Origin of the sequence: Breoghania sp. (genome assembly GCF_030066895.1) — a bacterium.
GTDB lineage: Bacteria > Pseudomonadota > Alphaproteobacteria > Rhizobiales > Stappiaceae > Breoghania.
Genome location: NZ_JASJAV010000013.1, coordinates 65,672 through 84,502, shown reverse-complemented (window position 1 = coordinate 84,502; position 18,831 = coordinate 65,672). Strand labels below are relative to the sequence as shown.

The 18,831-nt window shown below is 62.5% G+C and carries 19 protein-coding genes and 8 pseudogenes; 18 read left to right on the top strand and 9 right to left on the bottom strand.

Annotated features, from left to right (window positions below; translation table 11 throughout):
- Positions 1-54: 54 nt before the first annotated feature.
- Positions 55-619, bottom strand: a pseudogene (locus QNJ43_RS14140) (biotin transporter BioY).
- A gap of 74 nt (positions 620-693) precedes the next feature.
- Positions 694-1,056 carry an energy-coupling factor transporter transmembrane component T gene (locus QNJ43_RS14135; protein WP_300470992.1) on the bottom strand — a complete coding sequence of 121 codons (363 nt, stop codon included), beginning with the start codon at positions 1,054-1,056 and terminating at the stop codon, positions 694-696.
- On the opposite strand from QNJ43_RS14135, the gene QNJ43_RS14130 reads away from it, so the two are divergent.
- On the top strand, positions 1,043-1,165 hold the full coding sequence (locus QNJ43_RS14130; RefSeq protein WP_300470990.1) for a hypothetical protein: 123 nt from the start codon (positions 1,043-1,045) through the stop codon (positions 1,163-1,165). The genes QNJ43_RS14135 and QNJ43_RS14130 overlap by 14 nt on opposite strands.
- 173 nt (positions 1,166-1,338) lie before the next feature.
- On the opposite strand, the gene QNJ43_RS14125 is transcribed toward QNJ43_RS14130, so the two are convergent.
- From QNJ43_RS14125 to QNJ43_RS14110, 4 genes and pseudogenes are all read right to left on the bottom strand, one after another.
- On the bottom strand, positions 1,339-2,013 hold the full coding sequence (locus QNJ43_RS14125) for an ATP-binding cassette domain-containing protein (RefSeq protein ID WP_300470988.1): 675 nt from the start codon (positions 2,011-2,013) through the stop codon (positions 1,339-1,341).
- Between the two features lie 207 nt (positions 2,014-2,220).
- The gene (locus QNJ43_RS14120) at positions 2,221-2,688 is read right to left on the bottom strand and encodes a MaoC family dehydratase (protein ID WP_300470986.1); all 468 of its coding nucleotides are present in this window, start codon (positions 2,686-2,688) and stop codon (positions 2,221-2,223) included.
- A gap of 187 nt (positions 2,689-2,875) precedes the next feature.
- Positions 2,876-3,636, bottom strand: a pseudogene (locus tag QNJ43_RS14115) (DUF1194 domain-containing protein).
- Positions 3,637-3,850: 214 nt separating this feature from the next.
- Positions 3,851-4,309, bottom strand: coding sequence for a GNAT family N-acetyltransferase (locus QNJ43_RS14110; RefSeq protein WP_300470977.1), 459 nt, complete (start codon positions 4,307-4,309; stop codon positions 3,851-3,853).
- 245 nt (positions 4,310-4,554) lie between these two features.
- Here QNJ43_RS14110 and QNJ43_RS14105 point away from each other — a divergent pair, with 245 nt between their 5' ends.
- The 16 genes and pseudogenes from QNJ43_RS14105 to QNJ43_RS14030 all read left to right on the top strand — a co-directional run bounded on the left by QNJ43_RS14105 (position 4,555) and on the right by QNJ43_RS14030 (position 15,845).
- The gene (locus QNJ43_RS14105) at positions 4,555-5,268 is read left to right on the top strand and encodes an ABC transporter substrate-binding protein (RefSeq protein ID WP_300470975.1); all 714 of its coding nucleotides are present in this window, start codon (positions 4,555-4,557) and stop codon (positions 5,266-5,268) included.
- A 54-nt stretch (positions 5,269-5,322) separates the two neighbouring features.
- A complete protein-coding gene (locus tag QNJ43_RS14100) occupies positions 5,323-5,526 on the top strand; it encodes a hypothetical protein (protein WP_300470973.1) in 204 nt (67 codons plus the stop codon).
- 187 nt (positions 5,527-5,713) lie between these two features.
- The gene (locus tag QNJ43_RS14095; protein ID WP_300470971.1) at positions 5,714-6,331 is read left to right on the top strand and encodes an ABC transporter permease subunit; all 618 of its coding nucleotides are present in this window, start codon (positions 5,714-5,716) and stop codon (positions 6,329-6,331) included.
- Between the two features lies 1 nt (position 6,332).
- Entirely contained in the window at positions 6,333-6,857 is a 525-nt protein-coding gene (locus QNJ43_RS14090) for an ATP-binding cassette domain-containing protein (protein WP_300470969.1), read from the top strand.
- A complete protein-coding gene (locus tag QNJ43_RS14085; RefSeq protein ID WP_300470966.1) occupies positions 6,857-7,042 on the top strand; it encodes a hypothetical protein in 186 nt (61 codons plus the stop codon). The genes QNJ43_RS14090 and QNJ43_RS14085 overlap by 1 nt, the downstream gene beginning before the upstream one ends.
- Positions 7,043-7,428: 386 nt before the next feature.
- Positions 7,429-9,238, top strand: a pseudogene (locus QNJ43_RS14080) (methanol/ethanol family PQQ-dependent dehydrogenase).
- Positions 9,239-9,576: 338 nt separating this feature from the next.
- Positions 9,577-9,918, top strand: coding sequence for a hypothetical protein (locus QNJ43_RS14075; protein WP_300470964.1), 342 nt, complete (start codon positions 9,577-9,579; stop codon positions 9,916-9,918).
- 362 nt (positions 9,919-10,280) lie between these two features.
- Positions 10,281-10,925: a transporter substrate-binding domain-containing protein gene (locus QNJ43_RS14070; RefSeq protein ID WP_300470962.1), complete on the top strand. Its 645-nt coding sequence runs from the start codon at positions 10,281-10,283 to the stop codon at positions 10,923-10,925.
- 12 nt (positions 10,926-10,937) lie between these two features.
- Positions 10,938-11,390: pseudogene (locus QNJ43_RS14065) on the top strand (PQQ-dependent catabolism-associated CXXCW motif protein); the annotation flags it as partial.
- Between the two features lie 48 nt (positions 11,391-11,438).
- The gene (locus QNJ43_RS14060) at positions 11,439-11,636 is read left to right on the top strand and encodes a hypothetical protein (RefSeq protein ID WP_300470959.1); all 198 of its coding nucleotides are present in this window, start codon (positions 11,439-11,441) and stop codon (positions 11,634-11,636) included.
- A complete protein-coding gene (locus QNJ43_RS14055) occupies positions 11,588-12,376 on the top strand; it encodes an MBL fold metallo-hydrolase (RefSeq protein ID WP_300470957.1) in 789 nt (262 codons plus the stop codon). Before QNJ43_RS14060 ends, QNJ43_RS14055 begins: the two co-directional genes overlap by 49 nt.
- Before the next feature lie 42 nt (positions 12,377-12,418).
- The gene (locus QNJ43_RS14050; protein ID WP_300470955.1) at positions 12,419-12,646 is read left to right on the top strand and encodes a hypothetical protein; all 228 of its coding nucleotides are present in this window, start codon (positions 12,419-12,421) and stop codon (positions 12,644-12,646) included.
- Between the two features lie 611 nt (positions 12,647-13,257).
- Positions 13,258-13,482, top strand: coding sequence for a thiosulfate oxidation carrier complex protein SoxZ (locus QNJ43_RS14045; RefSeq protein ID WP_300470953.1), 225 nt, complete (start codon positions 13,258-13,260; stop codon positions 13,480-13,482).
- A gap of 52 nt (positions 13,483-13,534) precedes the next feature.
- The gene (locus QNJ43_RS14040; protein ID WP_300470950.1) at positions 13,535-14,011 is read left to right on the top strand and encodes a DUF3280 domain-containing protein; all 477 of its coding nucleotides are present in this window, start codon (positions 13,535-13,537) and stop codon (positions 14,009-14,011) included.
- Positions 14,012-14,263: 252 nt separating this feature from the next.
- Positions 14,264-14,725, top strand: a pseudogene (locus QNJ43_RS14035) (ABC transporter ATP-binding protein); the annotation flags it as partial.
- Between the two features lie 315 nt (positions 14,726-15,040).
- Positions 15,041-15,845 (top strand): annotated as a pseudogene (locus QNJ43_RS14030) (ABC transporter permease).
- A 30-nt stretch (positions 15,846-15,875) separates the two neighbouring features.
- Here QNJ43_RS14030 and QNJ43_RS14025 read toward each other — a convergent pair.
- Together QNJ43_RS14025 and QNJ43_RS14020 are read right to left on the bottom strand one after the other, a co-directional pair.
- Positions 15,876-16,142 carry an AraC family transcriptional regulator gene (locus QNJ43_RS14025; RefSeq protein WP_300471019.1) on the bottom strand — a complete coding sequence of 89 codons (267 nt, stop codon included), beginning with the start codon at positions 16,140-16,142 and terminating at the stop codon, positions 15,876-15,878.
- Between the two features lie 195 nt (positions 16,143-16,337).
- Positions 16,338-16,761 (bottom strand): annotated as a pseudogene (locus tag QNJ43_RS14020) (cupin domain-containing protein); the annotation flags it as partial.
- Between the two features lie 201 nt (positions 16,762-16,962).
- Here QNJ43_RS14020 and QNJ43_RS14015 point away from each other — a divergent pair.
- Positions 16,963-17,844 (top strand): annotated as a pseudogene (locus tag QNJ43_RS14015) (SDR family oxidoreductase).
- A gap of 8 nt (positions 17,845-17,852) precedes the next feature.
- On the opposite strand, the gene fghA reads toward QNJ43_RS14015, so the two are convergent.
- Entirely contained in the window at positions 17,853-18,692 is an 840-nt protein-coding gene (gene fghA / locus QNJ43_RS14010; RefSeq protein WP_300470946.1) for an S-formylglutathione hydrolase, read from the bottom strand.
- Between the last annotated feature and the right edge of the window lie 139 nt (positions 18,693-18,831).

Below are 18,831 nucleotides of genomic sequence, written 5' to 3'. Positions count from 1 at the left end.
CTGATACGGATCACCCCTTCCCTCATCAGACGTCCTCGGCAAACGCGCGCCGCCTCACCGGCTGATCGCGGGACGCGAGGTTTCGATGATCGGGTAGGACTTCTTGACCGTGACCGCGATGAACGCGGCGATGACAGCCTTCAGCAGATCGCCGGGAATGAAGGCGGCGGAGCCGATCATGGCCTTGGTGAAGGGAAGGCTGGCGGCCACGGAGAGCCAGGGAATACCGAAGAGATAGACGATCCCGATGCCCCCGATGACATTGATGATGAAGGCCCAGACGAAATTGATGCGGTTCCACAGACGCTCGAAAGCCAGACCGATCGCAAAGGTTGCGAAGGGATAGGCGATCATGAAGCCACCGCTGGGGCCGAGGAACACGCCGAAACCGCCGCGTCCGCCCGCCAGAAGCGGCAGACCGATCGCCACGAGCACGAGGAAAAGGAGAGAGGCGAGAACGCCGCGACGAGCGCCCAGAACGGAGCCCGCGATCATCGATCCCATAGATTGCGCGGTGATCGGCACCCCGATGAAGGGCAGAAGAATGGGCGGAAACAGCCCCTAACGCGGCATAGACGGCCGCAAACAGCGCGATATAGACAATGTCCTTGGTGCTCATCAGAATTTCCTCCTCAAAATCGACTTCGCAAAATCATCAAATGCCGTGACTTCTCAACATCCTCCGAGACCTGACTACTGACCGTGCGCGGCAGCCGCAGCGCGTGCGCTTTCGGGCCGGGCGTCCGGATCATAGGACCTTGCATCCAGGGCTTCCGCGATATCGTTCGCCATATGCAGCGTCCTGACAATCAGGGGCACGGCGGTCGCCATGAAGCTCGCGCTGAGCCCGCGCGAATCCTGCGCTTCGCGCACGTCCTGAAACTTCTGCGCAATGACGGGCAGGAACCAGATCGACAGCAATATGGCGAGGCTCGCCTTGGCCGGGTTCACCCCGAACCGCGCCAGTGGCCGGAGCGCATTCTCGATCACCTCCACCATTTCCGACACCCGCGTCGTCAGGGTGACGAGCGCGGCGAACAGAATGAGGGAAAGCAAAGCGCATCACTACTGTGACGCCCGTCGTCCAGTGATCGAACAGCGCCTGGAAGACGAAGATGACGGTCAGGAGATAGAGGACCGGGCGGATCTGCACGACGGCGGTTAGCCACGGGATTTTGGCAAGAGCGTAGAGCCCCGCCGTCACCGCGAGGGCGCCTGAGAGATAGATCCAGTTGTTCAGCAAGAAGACCGCCGTGCCGACGATCACGAGCGACAACAGCTTCACACCGGCATGCAACCGGTGAAGCGGGCTGTCCGCGTCGATGTAGAGACCGAGGATCACGCCATCATCTCCATATATTGTTTCAGGGCGGTCGAGGGCTGGTCGTCCACGACGATCTGCCCGCCGTCGAAGACGAACACGCGGTCAAATCCCTCGAGAAACTCCAGATCGTGCGATACCACGATGGCCGTCTGCTCCAGATCCCGGATGAGCTTGCAGACCTTTCGCTTGTTGCGCAGATCGAGCAGCGTCGTCGGCTCGTCGAAAACGATGTATTTCGGCTCCATCACCGCCACGCCGGATATGGCGAGGAGCTGCTTCTGCCCGCCGCTCAGGAAATGCACCGGGTGGGACCTGAAGCCTTCCATGTTGTACCGGCTGAGCACCGCATCGATCTTCTCGGATATCTCGTCCTTTCGGAAACCGAGGTTCTTCAGGTCGAATGCGAGGTCTTCCTCCACGAGCGGAAAAACGATCTGGTTGTCGGGGTTCTGGAACACGAAGCCGACATTCCTGCGAACCGCCTTGGCATCCTTGCGCGTGTCGATACCGTCGACCTCGACCGCACCGGAGGTCGGCAATTGCAGACCGTTTATCAGGCGAGCGAAAGTACTCTTTCCCGAACCATTGCTTCCAACGATGGCAATCCGCCGTTCAGCAAGCCTTACGTTAATGTCTTTCAATACAACAAGATCGCCAAAAAACTGCGATACATTCTTAAATTCGATCATTGAGTGGTGGTCCGATCAAGGAGTGGTGGTCCGATCAAGCCCGCTTCTTCTTACGCAGGGTCGCAATGGGGATGAACGCAAGTCAATCGGAAAACGCCCCGACGCATCCCGCGCAGAAAAGCACGCGGAAGGAATGCGCAGGGACCTTCAAAGGGGAAAATTTCGCTGTCCCCCACCTCTCCGCAGTCAATGACAGGTGAGAACGGCTCAGCGATTGACGTAGAGACGCGTCAGCCAGTCGGCCACCAGCGCGGGCTGCTCGACGCCCTCGATTTCCACCGTGATGCGGTGGCAAAAGGTGAATTCGCCGGGCTTGTGTTCCTCGGCGGAGGCAAGCTGGACACGTCCGCGCACGCGCCCGCCGGTGGGTACCACATGCAGGAAGCGCACCTTGTCGAATCCGTAATTAATCAGCATCCCGGCGCCTTCGATCTCCGGCTTCGCCTCGCGCGCCATGCGGGTGAGCAGCGACAGGGTCAGGAAACCGTGCACGATGGTGCCGCCGAAGGGGCCTTCCTTGGCCGCCCGCTCGGCATCCACGTGGATAAACTGATGATCGTAGGTCAGATCAGCAAAAGTGTCGATCATCGCTTGCGTGATGGTGATCCAGCCCGATACGCCGACTTCCTCACCGATACGTTGCGCATAGGCATGCGCCTCTAGTCTTTGATCCATGCTGTGTTCCGGCATCCGTTCTTGCTGTACCGCATGCATGTTGCACTGCAACCTTGCGCAAACTCATAACCCGGAACCGTAGCGGAGGTAAATTTCAGTTTTTTGCGATCAGGAGTTCCCGCAACAGTTTTCGGCGCAATGCATTGCCGAAATCGCGGAAATCACGCGCCTCGACCAGGAATGCCCCCTACCCGCCGATGACGTTTTGACGAAAAAAACCGACGATGCCTTCCGGCGACTGATAGCTTGGAAAGGACAGCCTGCCGTTGATGCTGGCGACCCGTGTCTGCTCGATGATCGGCAGGCCGTTGATCTTGACCCCAGCGGCAACCGGTTCATCGCGCGAGACGGCCGCACGTCCACCGTCCCAGGCAAGATCGCTGGCTACGTCGATGATCAGGCGCGCCTCGCGAAAAGGCCCCTGGGTGAGCATCTGCGTCGCAACGCGCAAGCCCTCCTCCATCGCCGTATTGCCGGCGCTGGTACGCGGCGCGGAGGCGATGGAGAGTCCGAAAGCCAGGATGTCGGCCTCGTCGCGCAGGATCTGCCAGTCCTGCACGATCTCCACCGCGCGGCGGTCGGAGAATTCCACATAGGCGATCGCGACGCGCCGCTCACCTTGATCGTGGCGATCACGTCCGGATCGACGAAGGCGGTACGGTAGCCCTCCTTGATCAGGGCATATTCATTGGCATCGACGCTGTAAGAAACATCCGTCAGCAACACCAGGGCGAGAGGAACGGAAGGAGGCGGCTCGTCCGCCCGCGCCCGATCCACGCCCCACCCCACGCACCACCGCCGCGAGCATTGCCGCACACACCGCAAAGACCGAAACTGGCCGCATCTCCGTCCTCCGTCGTTGCCCTTCAGCCAACGGACAGGCGCAATTATCGCGCTTATTCGCTTACAAGCGCAAGCAGTGCACCTACGCAGGAAAATTCGAGGCATTTGGGAGGGCGATGAGGGGATATCGGTCGCAGCGGCTGTGGGATGGGAGCAGCAAGAAAGACGGGGCCCAATCTCTCCTCCGTCATTGCCCGGCGCAGTCCGGGCAATCCAGCAGGCAGCAGCGTATGGGGAGAGTGCAGGATCCCCCGGACGAAGCCGGGGGATGACGATGGACGGTGCGGGACCTGCCGAGAGACCAGATGGGCAACCGACCTCAGAACGCCGCCGGCACCAGTCTCATGCGGATGTTTTCGTGCGGCAGGTCGTTGTCGTCGCGCGCGCGGCGCTCTGTCTCGCGAAAGCCGAGACGGCGGTAGAAGGCGCAGGCGCGGGTGTTTTCCGCATAGACTTCCAGCGACAGCTCGCCCTTCAGCGCCTGGGCATGCGCAAGCAGAGCCCGTCCGATCCCCTGCCCTTGCGCCTTCGGATCGACGAACAATCCGCCGATGAAACTGCCGAGCAGACCGATGAAGCCGACGGGAACGCCGTTCAGGCAGGCAACCCAGACATCGGCGCCCGGCAGATAGGTTTCCTCGATCGCCGCGCGCTGGCTGCGCAGAAACTCCTCGCCCAGAAAGGCATGGGCCTCACGCGAGGCCTCGAACCAGATCGACGAAAGAACAGTCATGTCCGATCGGGCATAGGGGCGGATCGACAGGGCGGGCGACGGCATGAACTCTCTCGTGGCGGGGCCAACAGCAGGACGGACGTGGTACGGGCCATATAACATGTAAGGTACGGGCCATATAACATGTAAGCCCAGACGGAGAAGCCGTTGCCCTTAGGCACTATATTCAAGCCCTGCCGTCATTCGTTACACTCCCTCGCGGCAGGATCTTCCGGCCCACCACGCGCCAAGACGTGAAACCGGCAGAACCGATACCGCCCTGGGAGGGACACACGCACATCTTCAAAATCATGACGACGGCCGTCATGGCTGTCGCGCTGACATTCGCTGCGGGCTCGGCGAATGCCGCGGAGACCATTCGGGTGGGCGTTCTGAAATACGGAACGGTCAACTGGAAGCTGAAGAGCCTTATCGCCCACAAGATCGACCAGGCAAACGGCATTTCGGTCGAAACCATCCCGTTTGCCTCCAATCAGGCGACGCTGGTGGTGCTTCAAGGGGGCGAGGTCGACGTCATCGTCTCCGACTGGCTGTGGGTTTCGCGTCAACGCGCGGTGGGCCGGGCCTATACCTTTGTGCCCTTCTCTTCCTCCGTGGCCGCGCTGATGGTGCCGGCGACATCCGAGATTCACGACCTGGCGGACCTCAAGGGCCGGAAAGTGGGCGTTGCGGGCGGGCCGCTCGACAAGGGCTGGCTGACCTCGCGTGGACTGGCGGAACGCGATGCGGGCTTCGATCCGGCGGAGACGAACGAACTCGTCTTCGGCGCGCCGCCGCTTCTGGCCAAGAAGCTGGAACAGGGCGAACTCGATGCCGTCCTCAACTACTGGCACTACGCCGCGCGTCTTGAAGCCAAGGGTTTCCGCCGCATTCTCGATGCCAATGACGCGGCGATACGGCTTGGTGCGGAAGGCGCGATCTCGGAGATCGGCTATGTCTTCGATGAAAGCTGGGCGAACGAGCACCGCGAGGCCATGCTGGGCTTCGTGCACGCCTCGCACTAGATCAAGGCCCTGCTGAAAGCCTCCGACGAGGCCTGGGAGGACCTGCGCCCGGCCATGGAATCGCCGGATGACGCGACATTCGCCGCCCTGCGCGACCGTTTCCGGGCAGGCATCCCAACCCGATCGCTGAAAGAGGAAATGCAGGACACCGCCCACATCTACGAGCTTCTGGCGAAACTCGGCGGGGAGAAGCTGGTCGGTCCGGCCCGCGAAATGGCGCCCGGCACGTTCTGGTCCGCAGCACTCAACGGGATCTAGGCGTGAGCGCGGAGGCAGCCCACCACGAAACGGTGCGCGGCGTCGGGGCACGGGGTCGCGCCGGAGCGCGCCGCTCGGCCTTGTCTCGCTCGCCCTGTTCTTCCTGGCGTGGACGGGAGCGGCATGGTGGGCAGGCGATCCGGATGTGCCGGGCCCCACCGCCGTCGCCTCCTTCATGGTGCATTAGGTGGCCTCCGGCGATCTGTTCTTCCATCTCGCCGTCACGCTGGCGCGGGTTGCAGGCGCCTTTGCCCTTTCCATGACGCTGGGCACGGCGATCGGGCTTGCGATGGGGCGGCGACAGGCGGTCGACCGGTTGCTCGATCCCTGGCTGATCCTGTTGATCAATATGCCAGCGCTGGTGCTGATCGTACTGTGCTACATCTGGATCGGGCTGACGGAAGCCGCGGCGATCACGGCCGTTGCGCTCAACAAGATCCCGAATGTGGTGATCACCTTGCGCGAGGGCGCTCGACCCGAAGCTTTCCGAGATGGCGCGGGTTACCGGTTTCCGCGCCTGGCGACCGTGCGCGACGTGGTCCTGCCACAGCTTCAGCCCTATCTCGCGGCCGCCTCACGGTCTGGCCTGGCGCTGATCTGGAAGATCGTGCTGGTCGTGGAACTGCTCGGCCGCTCCAACGGGGTGGGCTTCCAGATCCACCTCTATTTCTATTTCCAACTCTTCAACGTGACCGCCATTCTCGGCTACGCCTTCGCCTTCATCGCGGTCATGCTGGTCACCGAATACAGTCTGGTCCAACCCCTTAAAACACGACTTACCCGCTGGCGCGCGAAGCCGGCTTGACGTGCGCATCGACGCGAAGGATTTCGCGCTGGTCGAGGGAGGCCGCATCGCGGTGCTGCGCGATCTCGCCTTTTCGCTGGAGCCGGGCAGCTTCACCTGTCTGATCGGCCCGTCGGGCTGTGGCAAGACAACGGCGCTCCGAATCATGCTCGGGCTCGACACTGATCACCGCGGTGACGTGCGCCTGCCCAGCGAACGCGCCCGGCTCGCCGCCATCTTTCAGGAACCGCGGCTTCTGCCCTGGCGCACGGTGGAGCAGAACGTGCGCCTCGCACTTCCCCCCGATGCGATGCCGGATCTCGACGCCCTTTTCGAAACGCTGGGCCTGTCCGCGATGCGTGCAAGCTATCCGGGCGAGCTGTCGCTGAGGCTTGCCCGCCGCGTCGCGCTGGCCCGCGCCTTTGCGGTCGATCCGGACGTGTTGTTGCTGGACGAACCCTTCGTCTCCCTCGACGAGCCGGTCGCGGAATGCCTGCGCGCGCTGCTGCTGGATCTGTGGCGGGCGCGCGGGGTCACACGGTGCTGATGGTCAGCCACAATGTGCGCGAAGCCGTCCAGCTCGCCGACCGGCTGCTGTTGATCGACGAGCGCCCGGCAACGCTTGTCGGCGACGAGGCGATCGCCCTTCCGCGCAAGGATCGCGACCGCTCCGCCCGCGAAGGCCTGCTTGAGGATCTGGCGACGCGCTATCGGGAAACAGTGAGGTTCTAGGAGACCAGAACGGGGGCTCTTCTCCGGCTGGATCGAGTCGTCTCCGCATGCCGAACGCCCCTCACCAGACGCGAGCATTCCCCTACGAGACCCCAACCCGGCAACGTATCGACGAGAAACGTAACACCCCACCTTTCAGAAGACGACATACGTCCATACCGCAAGATTCGGCATTATCTTACATATTGCATGTAATACGTTCTTTTTTCTGTTATTTATTAATCCTTCCAAACAGTTAATACTATGGTTCTATCGACTTTACCTAGGGATTTTCCAGAGTCGGAAAGCTCGTTTACGCCTGCCCGGCGGACGGAAACTGGTCAATTCCGGGTCCGAATAACAAAAATGTCGCCGGTATACGCCAACACAATGCGTAGGGGATGGAAATGCAAAGCTTCAAAGTCCTGGCGGCCGTCGGAGTGGCCGCCCTGACCCATGTCGTCATTCGCACATGCGAGTGACGAACTAGTCGAGATGCAGAAGAATCCGAAGGACTGGGTCATGCAACTGGGTGACTATTCCAGCACCCGGTACAGCAAGCTCAACCAGATCAACAAGAGCAACATCGGCAACCTGCAGGTGTCCTGGAAATTTTCCACCGGCGTTCTGCGCGGCCATGAGGGCGGACCGCTCATCATCGGCGACGTAATGTACGTGCACACGCCGTTTCCCAACAAGGTCTTCGCGCTCGACCTGAACGACAGCGGCCGCATCATCTGGAAATACGAGCCGAAGCAGGATCCGGACGTCATTCCGGTGATGTGCTGCGACACGGTCAACCGCGGCGTGGCTTACGGCGACGGCATGATCTTCCTGCATCAGGCCGACACCACACTGGTGGCGCTCGACGCCAAGACCGGCGAAGTGAAGTGGAAAGTTGCCAATGGCGACGCCTCCAAGGGCGAGATCGGCACGTCCGCTCCGATGGTGGCCGGCGACAAGGTGCTGGTGGGCATTTCCAGCGGCGAATTCGGCATTCAGGGCCACATGACCGCATACAACATCTCCGACGGGTCGATCGCCTGGCGCGCTTATACCAGCGGCCTGGACGACAAGATCATGTTCGATCCGGAAAAGACCACCCATCTGGGCAAGCCGGTGAGCAAAGATTCCAGTCTCAAGACCTGGGAAGGCGACCAGTGGAAGCTGGGCGGCGCCACCACCTGGGGCTGGCTGTCCTACGATCCGGAGCTGAACCTCGTCTATTACGGTTCGGGCAACCCCAGCACCTGGAACCCGGTGCAGCGCCCCGGCGACAATCGCTGGTCGATGACCATCTTCGCCCGTGACCTCGACACCGGCATGGCCAAGTGGGTCTACCAGATGCCCCCGCATGACGAATGGGACTATGACGGCGTCAACGAGATGATGCTGGTCGATCTGGAAATCGACGGCAAGACGCGCAAGATGCTCGTCCATCCGGACCACAACGGTTTCTCCTACACGCTGGACCGCGTGACCGGGGAACTGCTGGTGGCGAAGAAGTACGATCCCGCCGTCAACTGGGCGACCGAAGTCGTGATGGATCCCGACAGCGACCAGTACGGTCGTCCCCAGGTGGTTTCCAAATATTCCACCGACCAGAACGGTGAAGACGTGAACTCCACCGACATCTGCCCGACGGCGCTCGGCACCAAGGACCAGCAGCCCTCGTCCTACTCGCTGAAGACGGGTCTGTTCTACATTCCGACCAACCACGTCTGCATGGACTACGAGCCCTTCCAGGTCTCGTATACGGCCGGTCAGCCCTATGTGGGCGCGACGCTGGCCATGTTCCCGGCTCCCAACAGCCACGGCGGTCTAGGCAACTTCATTGCCTGGGATGCGGCTAAGGGCGAGATCAAGTGATCCCTGCCGGAGCCCTTCTCGGTGTAGTCCGGTGCGCTGGCGACCGCGGGCGACGTGGTCTTCTACGGCACGCTGGAAGGCTACCTGAAGGCTATCGACGCCAACACGGGCGAGGAGCTTTACCGCTTCAAGACCCCGTCGGGCATCATCGGCAACGTCACCACCTACGAGCATAATGGCAAGCAGTTCATCGCCGTCTATTCCGGCATCGGCGGCTGGGCCGGCATCGGTCTGGCGGCGGGCCTGACGGAAGGCTCCGAGGGCCTGGGGGCCGTGGGCACATACCGTTCGCTGTCGAGCTACACCAATCTCGGCGGTCAGCTGACGGTGTTCGCCCTGCCGAACTGACGCTTTCCGCGTCACAGCCGCGGCGTTCGAGCGACGACCCGGAGACGGGAAAGGACGCCGCAGGCAGACCGCTCGCCCCGCACGGCACGGGGCGGGCGGTTCGGCACGAAAGCAGCTGGGTGGGACAGCACCAAGCCCCGCCCGTCGCAACGATCAGGAACGAAAACAGGACGACATGGCGGAAGGACATGGACTGGCGCTCGCGCCGCCACCGGACATCCGTCGAGGAGGACGCGGCAATGCGGGCGGACGGTACGTATTCCAGCCGCCGATGAAAAAGGCCGGATCCGCGCGCCTTGCGAGAGCCGGGAAGCGGTCGATCCGGGGAGAGGGAATACATGCGTTTTGGGAATGAAGCGGATCCGCATTCGATGATGGCGTGCGAACACGAGGCCGCGACGGGCAGGACATCCAACCGCCGGACATTCGGACGGGCCCTGTCGACCCTGCTGCGCGCAGGTATGGTGGCCTTGCTGGGCGCCGTGGCGATGCCGGGAGGCGCGGCCTTTGCCGCGGATGAGAAAAATTGGGAAGACCACCCCTACATCATCAAGGACGGCAAGGTGGATTACGGCGTCTATAACGGCTTTCGCCGCTATCATTCGTCGTGCCACGGGCCGGACGGGCTCGGCTCCACCTACGCGCCGGCGCTGAAGGATTCGCTCAAAACCATGTCCTAAGAGGACTTCCTGGAAGTCGTCGTGAACGGTCGTCAGGTGGTCAACGCCGCACAGGATTCCGTCATGCCCTCCTTCGCCGAGGTGTCGGACGTGATGTTCTATATCGATCACATCTACGCCTAACTGAAGGCGCGTTCGAACGATGATCTGGGGCGCGGACGACCCAAGCGCATACCAGCCAAGGAGGATCCCGTCTTCCAGGAATGGAAGGCGAGCCAGTGACGTTGCTCCCGGCCTCTCCCGCGAGAATCGCAATCCGCGCCTTGAGAAAAGGCGTGGTCCTTGCGGCCATCGGCGCGGCGACGGTGACGACGTAGTTTGCCTTTCCGGCCGCAGCGCAGGAAACGACCGCCCACCCGGATGTGGTCGACCGCACGGAACTCCGGATCCGCGCGGATCCCGGCAACCTGCCCTATTCCAACGACAGGGGCGAAGGGTTCGAGAACCGGATCGCGGAGATCATCGGCGAGGAACTGGGCCTGCCGGTTCGCTACACCTGGTTTCCGCAGACCATCGGCTTCGTGCGCCGCACGCTCGGCGAAAAACGTTGCGATCTCATCATCGGGGTCACGGCGACCAACGAGGTGATGCAGAACACCAATCCCTATTACAATTCCACCTACGTGATGGTGCACCGCAAGGACACGGTGCTTTCCGGAAGCCTCGGCGATCAGGCGTTGAAGGGATTGACGATCGGCGCTCAACCGCGCACGCCGGTGGTCTCGCTTTTGGCGCGTCACGGACTTCTCGGGCACATGAAATCCTACGTTCCTGATGTCGATGGGCATCCGCTACAACGAACCGGACTGGAAACACCGACTGAACCGCATCCTGCGCAAGCGCAAGGACGATATCGACGCGATCCTGGCCGCCTACGGCGTCCCCTGCTCGACCGCAAGGGACGGTTGATCAAGACGGCGGCCGGACCGAAAGTCAAGCCCGTCACTGCGCCGGTTCCCACAGCCAAATCCGGGGCTAAATCTGCAGGCGGCTTTCTTGAACCGTAAGGATACCGAACGGAGAACTACCGCGCGCCCATTCCCGAGGGCCTTGCGGGTGCGCGCACGATTTCGACGGAAGACCTGCTTGCCATGCGGGCGGACGCCTCGCCAGTGCTGATCGACATCTTTCCCGCCGCACGCAAACCGGAAAACCGCGATCCCGACCAGATCTGGCGCGAGCCGAAACGTGCAACGATCAAGGGGGCGCACTGGCTCGCCAATATGGGTGTCGGAACGCTCACCGAGAGCGACGAGACCGCCTTCAGAGCAGAGCTTGCGCGTCTGAGCGAAAACGGTGCGCGCCCGCTCGTCTTCTTCTGCGAGCCCGATTGCTGGATGTCGTGGAACGCGACCAAGCGGGCGCTCTCCTTCGGGCTCGACAAGGTGGTCTGGTATCCGGCGGATGTGAGCGGTTGGTCGGCAGTCGATCAGTTGCTTGAGGAAATGCGCCCCTGGCGATCGACGGAGTGACCTCCAGCGCGCGAGCGGGATACCCGCGAGGTAGGGGAGCTTTCGGGAATGTTCGAAGTTCTGATCACGGCCTGTCTGGCGGCAGCTCCCGCCGACTGCACGACCTTCGAGATGCGGCTGAAGCTTTATGACGACATCGGCCAATGCACCCGGCACAGCATGATTGATGTGGTGCAATGGGCCGACCGGAAACCGCAATGGCGGATCACCAAATGGGCCTGCACGGCACTGGGCGAGACGATCTGAACGGCCCGACGCGGCACGCTCTTGCGCAAACGCACCATGCACTTGCGCAGACGCGAAGAGGCATGCTTGCCGGACTGGCGGCGACCGTCGGCGGGTTTTCGCTGCCCCTCGCCCTCCCGACCTTCAACACCGATGCCCTTGCCGCAAGCGCGGCCCTGCCCTTCCACGAAATCGCCGAGGGTCTGTTCGTGCGCTACGGCCTCCAAGAGGAGATGAGCGCGCAAAACGGCGCAACGATCGCCAATATCGGCTTTATCGTCGGTGAGATCAGCGTCGCGGTGATCGATACGGGCACGACGACGCAACAGGGCACGGCTCTTCGCGCAGCAATCGCGCGTGTGACCGACAAGCCCTTCAGCCACGTCATCGCCACCCATGTGCATCCCGATCACTGTTTCGGCCACGGCGCCTTTGCCGCCGAGATCGCGGCCGGAGAAATCGCCAATGTCGGCCATCACCGGCTGCCTCAGGCCCTTGCCGAGCGCGGCGCGTTCTATCTGGAACGCATCCGAGCCCTCTCGCCGGATTTCTCCGATACGCGCTTCATTGCCCCGACGGATCTGATGCGCGAGGTAACAACCATCGATCTCGGCAACCGGCCGCTGACCCTGGAGGCATGGCCCGCCGCCCATACGGACAGCGACCTGACGGTTCGGGATGCCCGCACCGACACGCTTTGGGCCGCGGATCTTCTGTTTGCGGAGCGACTGCCCATCCTCGACGGCAGTCTGAACGGCTGACTTGCCGTTCTGGATCGCCTTGCGGACACCGGGATCACGCGGGTGGTACCGGGCCACCGTCCCGTCAACATGACGGACCGCTCGTTTGCCCGTGAGCGCGCCTATCTCGCCACCTTGCGCGACGGGGTGCGCGAGGCCATCGCCACGGAACTGGGGATCAAGGAAACCGTCGCGCGACTTACCGATCTCGGCCGGACCGACTGGCTGCTGTTCGATGCCGCCCACGGCCGCAACATCGTCACCGCCTATACGGAACTGGAGTGGGAATGATGCGCCATGCTTCCATCGCCCGAACCGGGCTTCTGAAAATCTTCGCTCTCGCACTGGCCCTAGCGGGTCTGACGGGCCCCGCACCTGCCCTTACACAAGACGAGGCCTGGAACTACATCCGCGCCGCCGTCTTCGGTGGCCGAGAGATAGATTGCCGACGGGGGCGGGCGTCATCGCGTTGGAAACGCCCTATCGCGCCCATGACGCGGCTGTGGTGCCGGTGAGCATCACGGCGCTGATCCCGCAAACGCCTGAGCGCTATATCGAGAAGCTCACGCTGATCACCGACGAAAACCCGGCCCCCGTCATCGGCACGTTCGGTTTCTTTCCTGAAAACGGCATGGCGAGCTTTTCGACCCGCGTGCGTGTCAACGCCTATACGCATGTGCCTGCGGTGACCGAGACGAATGACGGCAAACTCTACATGACCGCCAATTACGTGAAGGCGGTGGGCGGGTGTTCCGCCCCTGCGGGCAAGGATCACGAGGCCGCCATGGCGCGGCTGGGTAAGATTAAATTCTGCCAGATCGGCGACTGGCACGCAGATGCGCCCGCGCAGGCGCAATTCATGGTCAGCCACCCGAACTATTCCGGCATGCGGATCGATCAGGGTGACCCAGCTCTGGATCCCGGCCGACTACGTGCGCACCATCGAACTTTCCATGGACGGCAAGCCGGTTCTCACCTTCAACGGCGATATTTCCATGAGCGAGAACCCGAGCGTGCGCTTTTTCGTCAAGCCGAAGCCCGGGGCGAAGATGACCGCGCGTGTCACCGACACCGAGGAGCGCAAATTCTCCGACGAATGGACGGTGAAGCTGGAGCCGGGATCATGAGCGCAGCACGCGGTTTCGCGCTGGGTGTTGCCATGCTCGCCGGGGCTGTTGCGTGGAGCGGCGCGGCATCGGCGGAGGGCGTGAGATCGCGGTCTTTCCCTTTGCTTTTCAGGACACCTCTATCGAGGGCGAGGTCGGCGGCGTCGATCCGACGGAAACGGCGCGGCTCTCGATGATCACGCGGGAGGTCGAGACTCGGCTTGCCGCGCGCGGGGCGGAGATTTTCGATCTTTCCGGCCGGGAGGAAACAATCGCGGGTTTGCCCGACCCGTGGGATTGCCTCGATTGCGCAGCCCCCATTGCCCGATCGGCCGAGGCACGGGCGAACCTGACGGGGTTCGTGCACAAGGTCTCGACGCTGATCCAGTCGATCTCGATCATCGCGCACGATACCGAGACGGACCGGATGCTCGGCAATGCCTCCGTCTCCATTCGCGGCAATACTGATGAGGCGTGGCGGCGCGGAGTGGATTTCATTCTCAAGCGGGGACTTTTGGGGGAAGAGGCGGAGACGGCACTTAACAGGTGAGATGCCGGGTTGGGTGGAGGACAATTGTGTTTGTCTGTGGTCCATCCTTCGAGACGGCCCTTAGAGCTTCCTCAGGATGACGTTATCGTTTTGTTATGACGTTAAAAATATACATAAACAAAACGTCATCCTGAGGAACACTCGCCAGAGCATGTCTCGAAGGATGGGCCCCACGCACCGAACACGCACCTAGTCCCCCTCCCCATCCGCCCCATAGCCAACGCGCACCGTCTCCGGCACACTGGAGAAAACATGTGCCTGGGGAGGAGGCGTATGGATGATTTCGCGCAGCACGCACCGCTCGCGATCGAGAACGTAAGCTATGCCTATGGCGACAGGCGCGCGCTCGATCATGTCAGCTTCGCGCTGGCGCCCGCCCGGGTGACCGCCCTGCTCGGCCCCAATGGTGTGGGCAAGACGACGCTGTTCTCTCTCATCACCGGCCTGTTCAACGCCCGGCAGGGGAGCATCCGCATCGCCGGGCATGATCTCAGACGCGAGCGCACGTGCGCTCTTTCCGATCTCGGCATCGTGTTTCAGGCACAGACGCTCGATCTCGATCTCACCGTCGAGCGCAATCTGAAGTACTTCGCGGCGCTTCGAGGCTTGTCGAGACTTGAGGCGCGGGAGAGGATCGACACGCTGCTCTCCCAGGTCGATCTCGCCGATTAGCGCCGCCAGAAGGTACGCACCCTTTCCGGCGGACAACGGCGCCGGGTGGAAGTGGCGCGTGCGCTCATCGACCGATCGCGCCTGTTGCTGCTGGGCAAGCCGAGCACCGGCCTCGACATCTCCACCCGCCGCTGGCTGGTGGAGGAAATGCACCGACTGGCGCGCGAGGAAGGCGTCGCGGTGCTGTGGGCCACGCATCTGGTGGACGAGGTTCGCTCGCGCGATGATCTGATCGTGCTGGAAAAGGGCCGCATGGTGGCGCGCGGCGAGATGGAAGAAGTGGTTGCGCGAGGCGGAAGCCGCCAATCTCGACGACGCCTTTACCCGGCTGACCTCCGCACGCGTGGAGGAACGCCTGTGAGCCCCGCCCATGCGACCCGCGCCTTTTCGGCAATCGTGCTGCGCGAGGCCTTGCGCTTCGTGCAGCAGAAGGAACGCTTCTTCGCCGCTCTCATGCGCCTGCTGATCTGGCTTGTCGTCTTCGCGGCCGGGTTTCGCGCCACGCTGGAGCTTTCGATCATCCCGCCCTATCAGAACCTACATCACCTATGACGTCTATGTGGTGCCGGGGCTGATCGGCATGATCCAGCTTTTCAACGGCATACAGTCCTCGCTCTCCATGGTCTATGACCGGGAAATGGGATCAATGCGCGTGCTGTTGTCGAGCCCGCTGCCGCACTGGTTCGTGCTGGCCTTGCGGATGATGGCGGCAACGTGCGTTTCCATCATCCAGATCTACGCCTTCGCCGCGATCGCCCTGGCGCTCCGCACCGACCTGCCTTTGGAAGGGCTTGCGGCCATGCTGCCCGTTCTGGTGGTGACAGGGCTGACGCTCTCGGCCATCGGCATGTTTCTCTCATCCTGGATCCGACAGCTTGAGAACTTCGCAGGCATCATGAATTTCGTGATCTTCCCGATATTCTTCATCTCCTCCGCGCTCTACCCGCTGTGGCGGGTGAAGGAATCGAGCCCCTGGCTCTATCACGCCTGCCAATGGAACCCGTTCACCTACATCGTGGAGGCCATCCGGTTCGCCATGTACGGACAGATGAACTGGCAAGCGCTGGCTGTGGTGGCGGGAACATTGATCGTGTTCGGTGCGGCTTCTGTGATGGGCTATACGCCGGGACGCGGCGGACCTACGGCGGGGCGGGCTGCTTGACTATCGCCCGCGGAACCGGAAATGAGCCCCCTACTCTGCCGCTTCGCGTCCATCTGTGAGGTTTCCCTGGCTATTCTGTCGGGCCCATTGGCGCAGTGAACATCCAGTCTCACGCTTGAAGGCCGTCGAGAAGGCACTTTCGGATTCATAGCCGAGATCGACGGCGATGGAGGAGATCGGCTCGTCCGTATTCGTGAGACGATCGCTCGCCAGCGACATGCGCCAACGGGTGAGATAGGCCATGGGGGCCAGATCGACGCGGGAGCAGAAGCGCTCGGCAAATGCGGATCGCGACATGCCGGCCTCGGTGGCGAGAGCCGCAATGGTCCAGCGGCGTGCCGGATCGGCGTACATTGCGGCCAGCGAGGCTCCGAGCGACCGGTCGGCGAGCACGTAAAGCCAGCCGGCGCCACTTGCCGGGCCTTTTGCCGCCTGCAAGCGCAGGGCCTCCACGAGCATCATATGCGCCAGATGCTTTATGACGAGCATGGAGCCCGCGCGCTCTTGGCGCAGCTCCGTCATCATGCGCGTGACCAACCAGCCGAGAGACGCGCCGCCTTCTGCCGCCCTGATCAGGGCGACAGCGGGAAGTGACGAGGTCAAGAGCGCGGCATGAGGGCCTTCCATCACGAAACGGTTGGAATGGCAGACGAAGGTTCCCCCTTCGCTGATCCGAACAACGCCACCGAGGCGAGCGGCAGAGAAGACGTCCTCGGCCTCGCGCGCCGGCAGCGACAGGTCTGAAGCTATGTGGAAGGCGGGGCCATGCGGCAACAGGAAGAAGTTGTCCTGCGCGAGGCGGATAGGTTCTCTCCCCCGCGACCGCCAGCCAACAGGCTCCGGCAACGATGGCACCGGTCTTTATTGCCAGCCCCTGGGGCGGGAATTGTACCGCCCAGTCCGCTCCCGCCTCCATGCCGGCGGAAAGAACACTGCGCGAGCGCAGCAGCGAGAGGACATCCGACAGTGGATCCATGACAATTCCAGTCTCGTTTTTGGACGATCACAAAGGAAACACGGACGCTGACGCATATATCGTCTTGTGGCGCAGTCTTATCACAGCATCAGACGGATCCCCAACAGGGAACCACCGGCTTCAGTAAGAGGGTAAGACGTCATGCATGTATTCGTGACAGGCGCGACAGGCTTCGTCGGCTCGGCAACGGTGCGCGAGTTGATCGCGGCGGGGCATCAGGTAACGAGCATGGCTCGCAACGCTGCCAAGGCGGACAGCCTTTCCAGGGCAGGAGCCAAGGTGCACATGGGCGACCTGGAGGACATCAACAGCCTGCGCGCAGGGATGGCCCAGGTCGATGCGGTGATCCACACGGCCTTCAACCACGATTTTTCGAAATTCGTACAAAACTGCGAGAATGACCGAAGGGCGATCTCCGCCATGGGCGAGGCACTTGAAGGAAGGCCGATGGTGGTAACGTCGGGCCTCGGCGTGCTGCCGGGAGGCGTACCGATCAGCGAGGAAACACCAGCCCCGCGCGGCGACACGGCCGAACCGCGCGCGGCATCCGAACAGGCCTGCGAGGCGCTGATGGAAAAGGGCGCCAGCATCTCCGTCATGCGGTTGCCGCCGTCGGTGCAAGATGCTGGCGACCACGGCTTCGTGGCGATCCTGATCGGCATAGCCCGCGACAAGGGAATGGCGGCTTATGGCGGCGAGGGAGAGAACCTCTGGCCGGCCGTGCACCGCCGCGATGCCGCGCGGGCCTTCAGGTTCGCCGTCGAACGCGGCGAGCTTGGGCGCTACCATCCGGTAGGCGATACCGGAATTACCATGTGCACCATCACCGAGACAATCGGCAGGGGCCTCAAGTTGCCGATCACCTCACTTCCACCGGAGGAGGCGGAAGCGCATTTCGGCTAGTTCTCGCATTTCGCGATGCTCGACATTCGCGCCACGAGCGAGCGGACGAAGGCCACACTGGGCTGGAAACCGAAGGAAATCGGCCTCATCGCGGATATGGAAGCGCACCATTTCGGCTGATCGGACCCCTACCCCAAAATCCTCGCATGATGCCTCAGGTGATCGTCGATGAACGTCGCTATGAAGAAATACGAGTGGTCGTAGCCAGGTTGCATGCGGATCTTGGCAGACTGGCCTACCTCCTTGCACGCGTCCACCAGACGCCAGGTCTGGAGCTGCTCTTCCAGAAAGCCGTCCGCATCGCCCTGATCGACAAGGATCTGCGTCGGGAATCCACGGGAACACACCAGCTCGCAGGCATCGTGCGCCGCCCATTTGGTCTGATCGTCGCCGAGATAGGCGGCAAGCGCCTTCCGGCCCCAGGGCGCCTGGGTGGGGGCGACGATGGGCGAGAAGGCGGAGACTGACTTGAACAGCTCCGAATTGCGCAGGGCAACCGTCAGCGCGCCGTGTCCGCCCATGGAATGGCCCATCACGCCCAGGCCCCCGGGGCGCACCGGGAAGGCTTCGCGGATCAGGGCGGGCAGTTCCTCGGTGACATAGGAATACATCTTGAAATGCGGGGTCCAGGGGGCTTCGGTCGCATCCACGTAGAAGCCTGCCCCCTGGCCGAGATCGTAGCCCTCGTCATCGGCCACGCCCTCGCCGCGCGGGCTGGTGTCGGGGGCAACGACGATCAGCCCCAGTTCGGAGGCCATGCGCTGCGCGCCCGCCTTCACGGTGAAGTTCTCCTCCGTGCAGGTCAACCCCGACAGCCAGAAGACGCACGGCACGGGCGCATCGGCCGCCGCGGGCGGCACGAAGACCGACAGCTTCATCGGCGTGCCAGTGGCCTTGCTGTCATGGGAAAGGGTGAGCTGACTGCCGCCGAAACAGGTGGTTTTCGACAGCTCCTCAAAGACGGACATGAAGGTACTCCGGATTGTCTTTCTCAATGAAGGTCGGGACGCCCACGCGGACGTCCCGACCTTCGCTTGAATTCGTGACAGCGCCACAGACCGAATGTCATTCCCGCGCAGGCGGGAATCCAGCATTCCAGAGACCCCG

Bases quoted from the DNA above. Each gene is read 5' to 3' on its own strand.
- QNJ43_RS14060 (WP_300470959.1), top strand. From the start codon at position 11,439: ATGTTCGAAGTTCTGATCACGGCCTGTCTGGCGGCAGCTCCCGCCGAC.
- fghA (WP_300470946.1), bottom strand. From the start codon at position 18,692: ATGTCCGTCTTTGAGGAGCTGTCGAAAACCACCTGTTTCGGCGGCAGT.
- QNJ43_RS14110 (WP_300470977.1), bottom strand. From the start codon at position 4,309: ATGCCGTCGCCCGCCCTGTCGATCCGCCCCTATGCCCGATCGGACATG.
- QNJ43_RS14025 (WP_300471019.1), bottom strand. From the start codon at position 16,142: ATGTCGCGATCCGCATTTGCCGAGCGCTTCTGCTCCCGCGTCGATCTG.
- QNJ43_RS14125 (WP_300470988.1), bottom strand. From the start codon at position 2,013: ATGATCGAATTTAAGAATGTATCGCAGTTTTTTGGCGATCTTGTTGTA.
- QNJ43_RS14120 (WP_300470986.1), bottom strand. From the start codon at position 2,688: ATGGATCAAAGACTAGAGGCGCATGCCTATGCGCAACGTATCGGTGAG.
- QNJ43_RS14130 (WP_300470990.1), top strand. From the start codon at position 1,043: ATGAGGGAAAGCAAAGCGCATCACTACTGTGACGCCCGTCGTCCAGTG.
- QNJ43_RS14105 (WP_300470975.1), top strand. From the start codon at position 4,555: ATGACGACGGCCGTCATGGCTGTCGCGCTGACATTCGCTGCGGGCTCG.
- QNJ43_RS14100 (WP_300470973.1), top strand. From the start codon at position 5,323: ATGGAATCGCCGGATGACGCGACATTCGCCGCCCTGCGCGACCGTTTC.
- QNJ43_RS14075 (WP_300470964.1), top strand. From the start codon at position 9,577: ATGCGTTTTGGGAATGAAGCGGATCCGCATTCGATGATGGCGTGCGAA.
- QNJ43_RS14085 (WP_300470966.1), top strand. From the start codon at position 6,857: ATGGTCAGCCACAATGTGCGCGAAGCCGTCCAGCTCGCCGACCGGCTG.
- QNJ43_RS14055 (WP_300470957.1), top strand. From the start codon at position 11,588: ATGGCGGATCACCAAATGGGCCTGCACGGCACTGGGCGAGACGATCTG.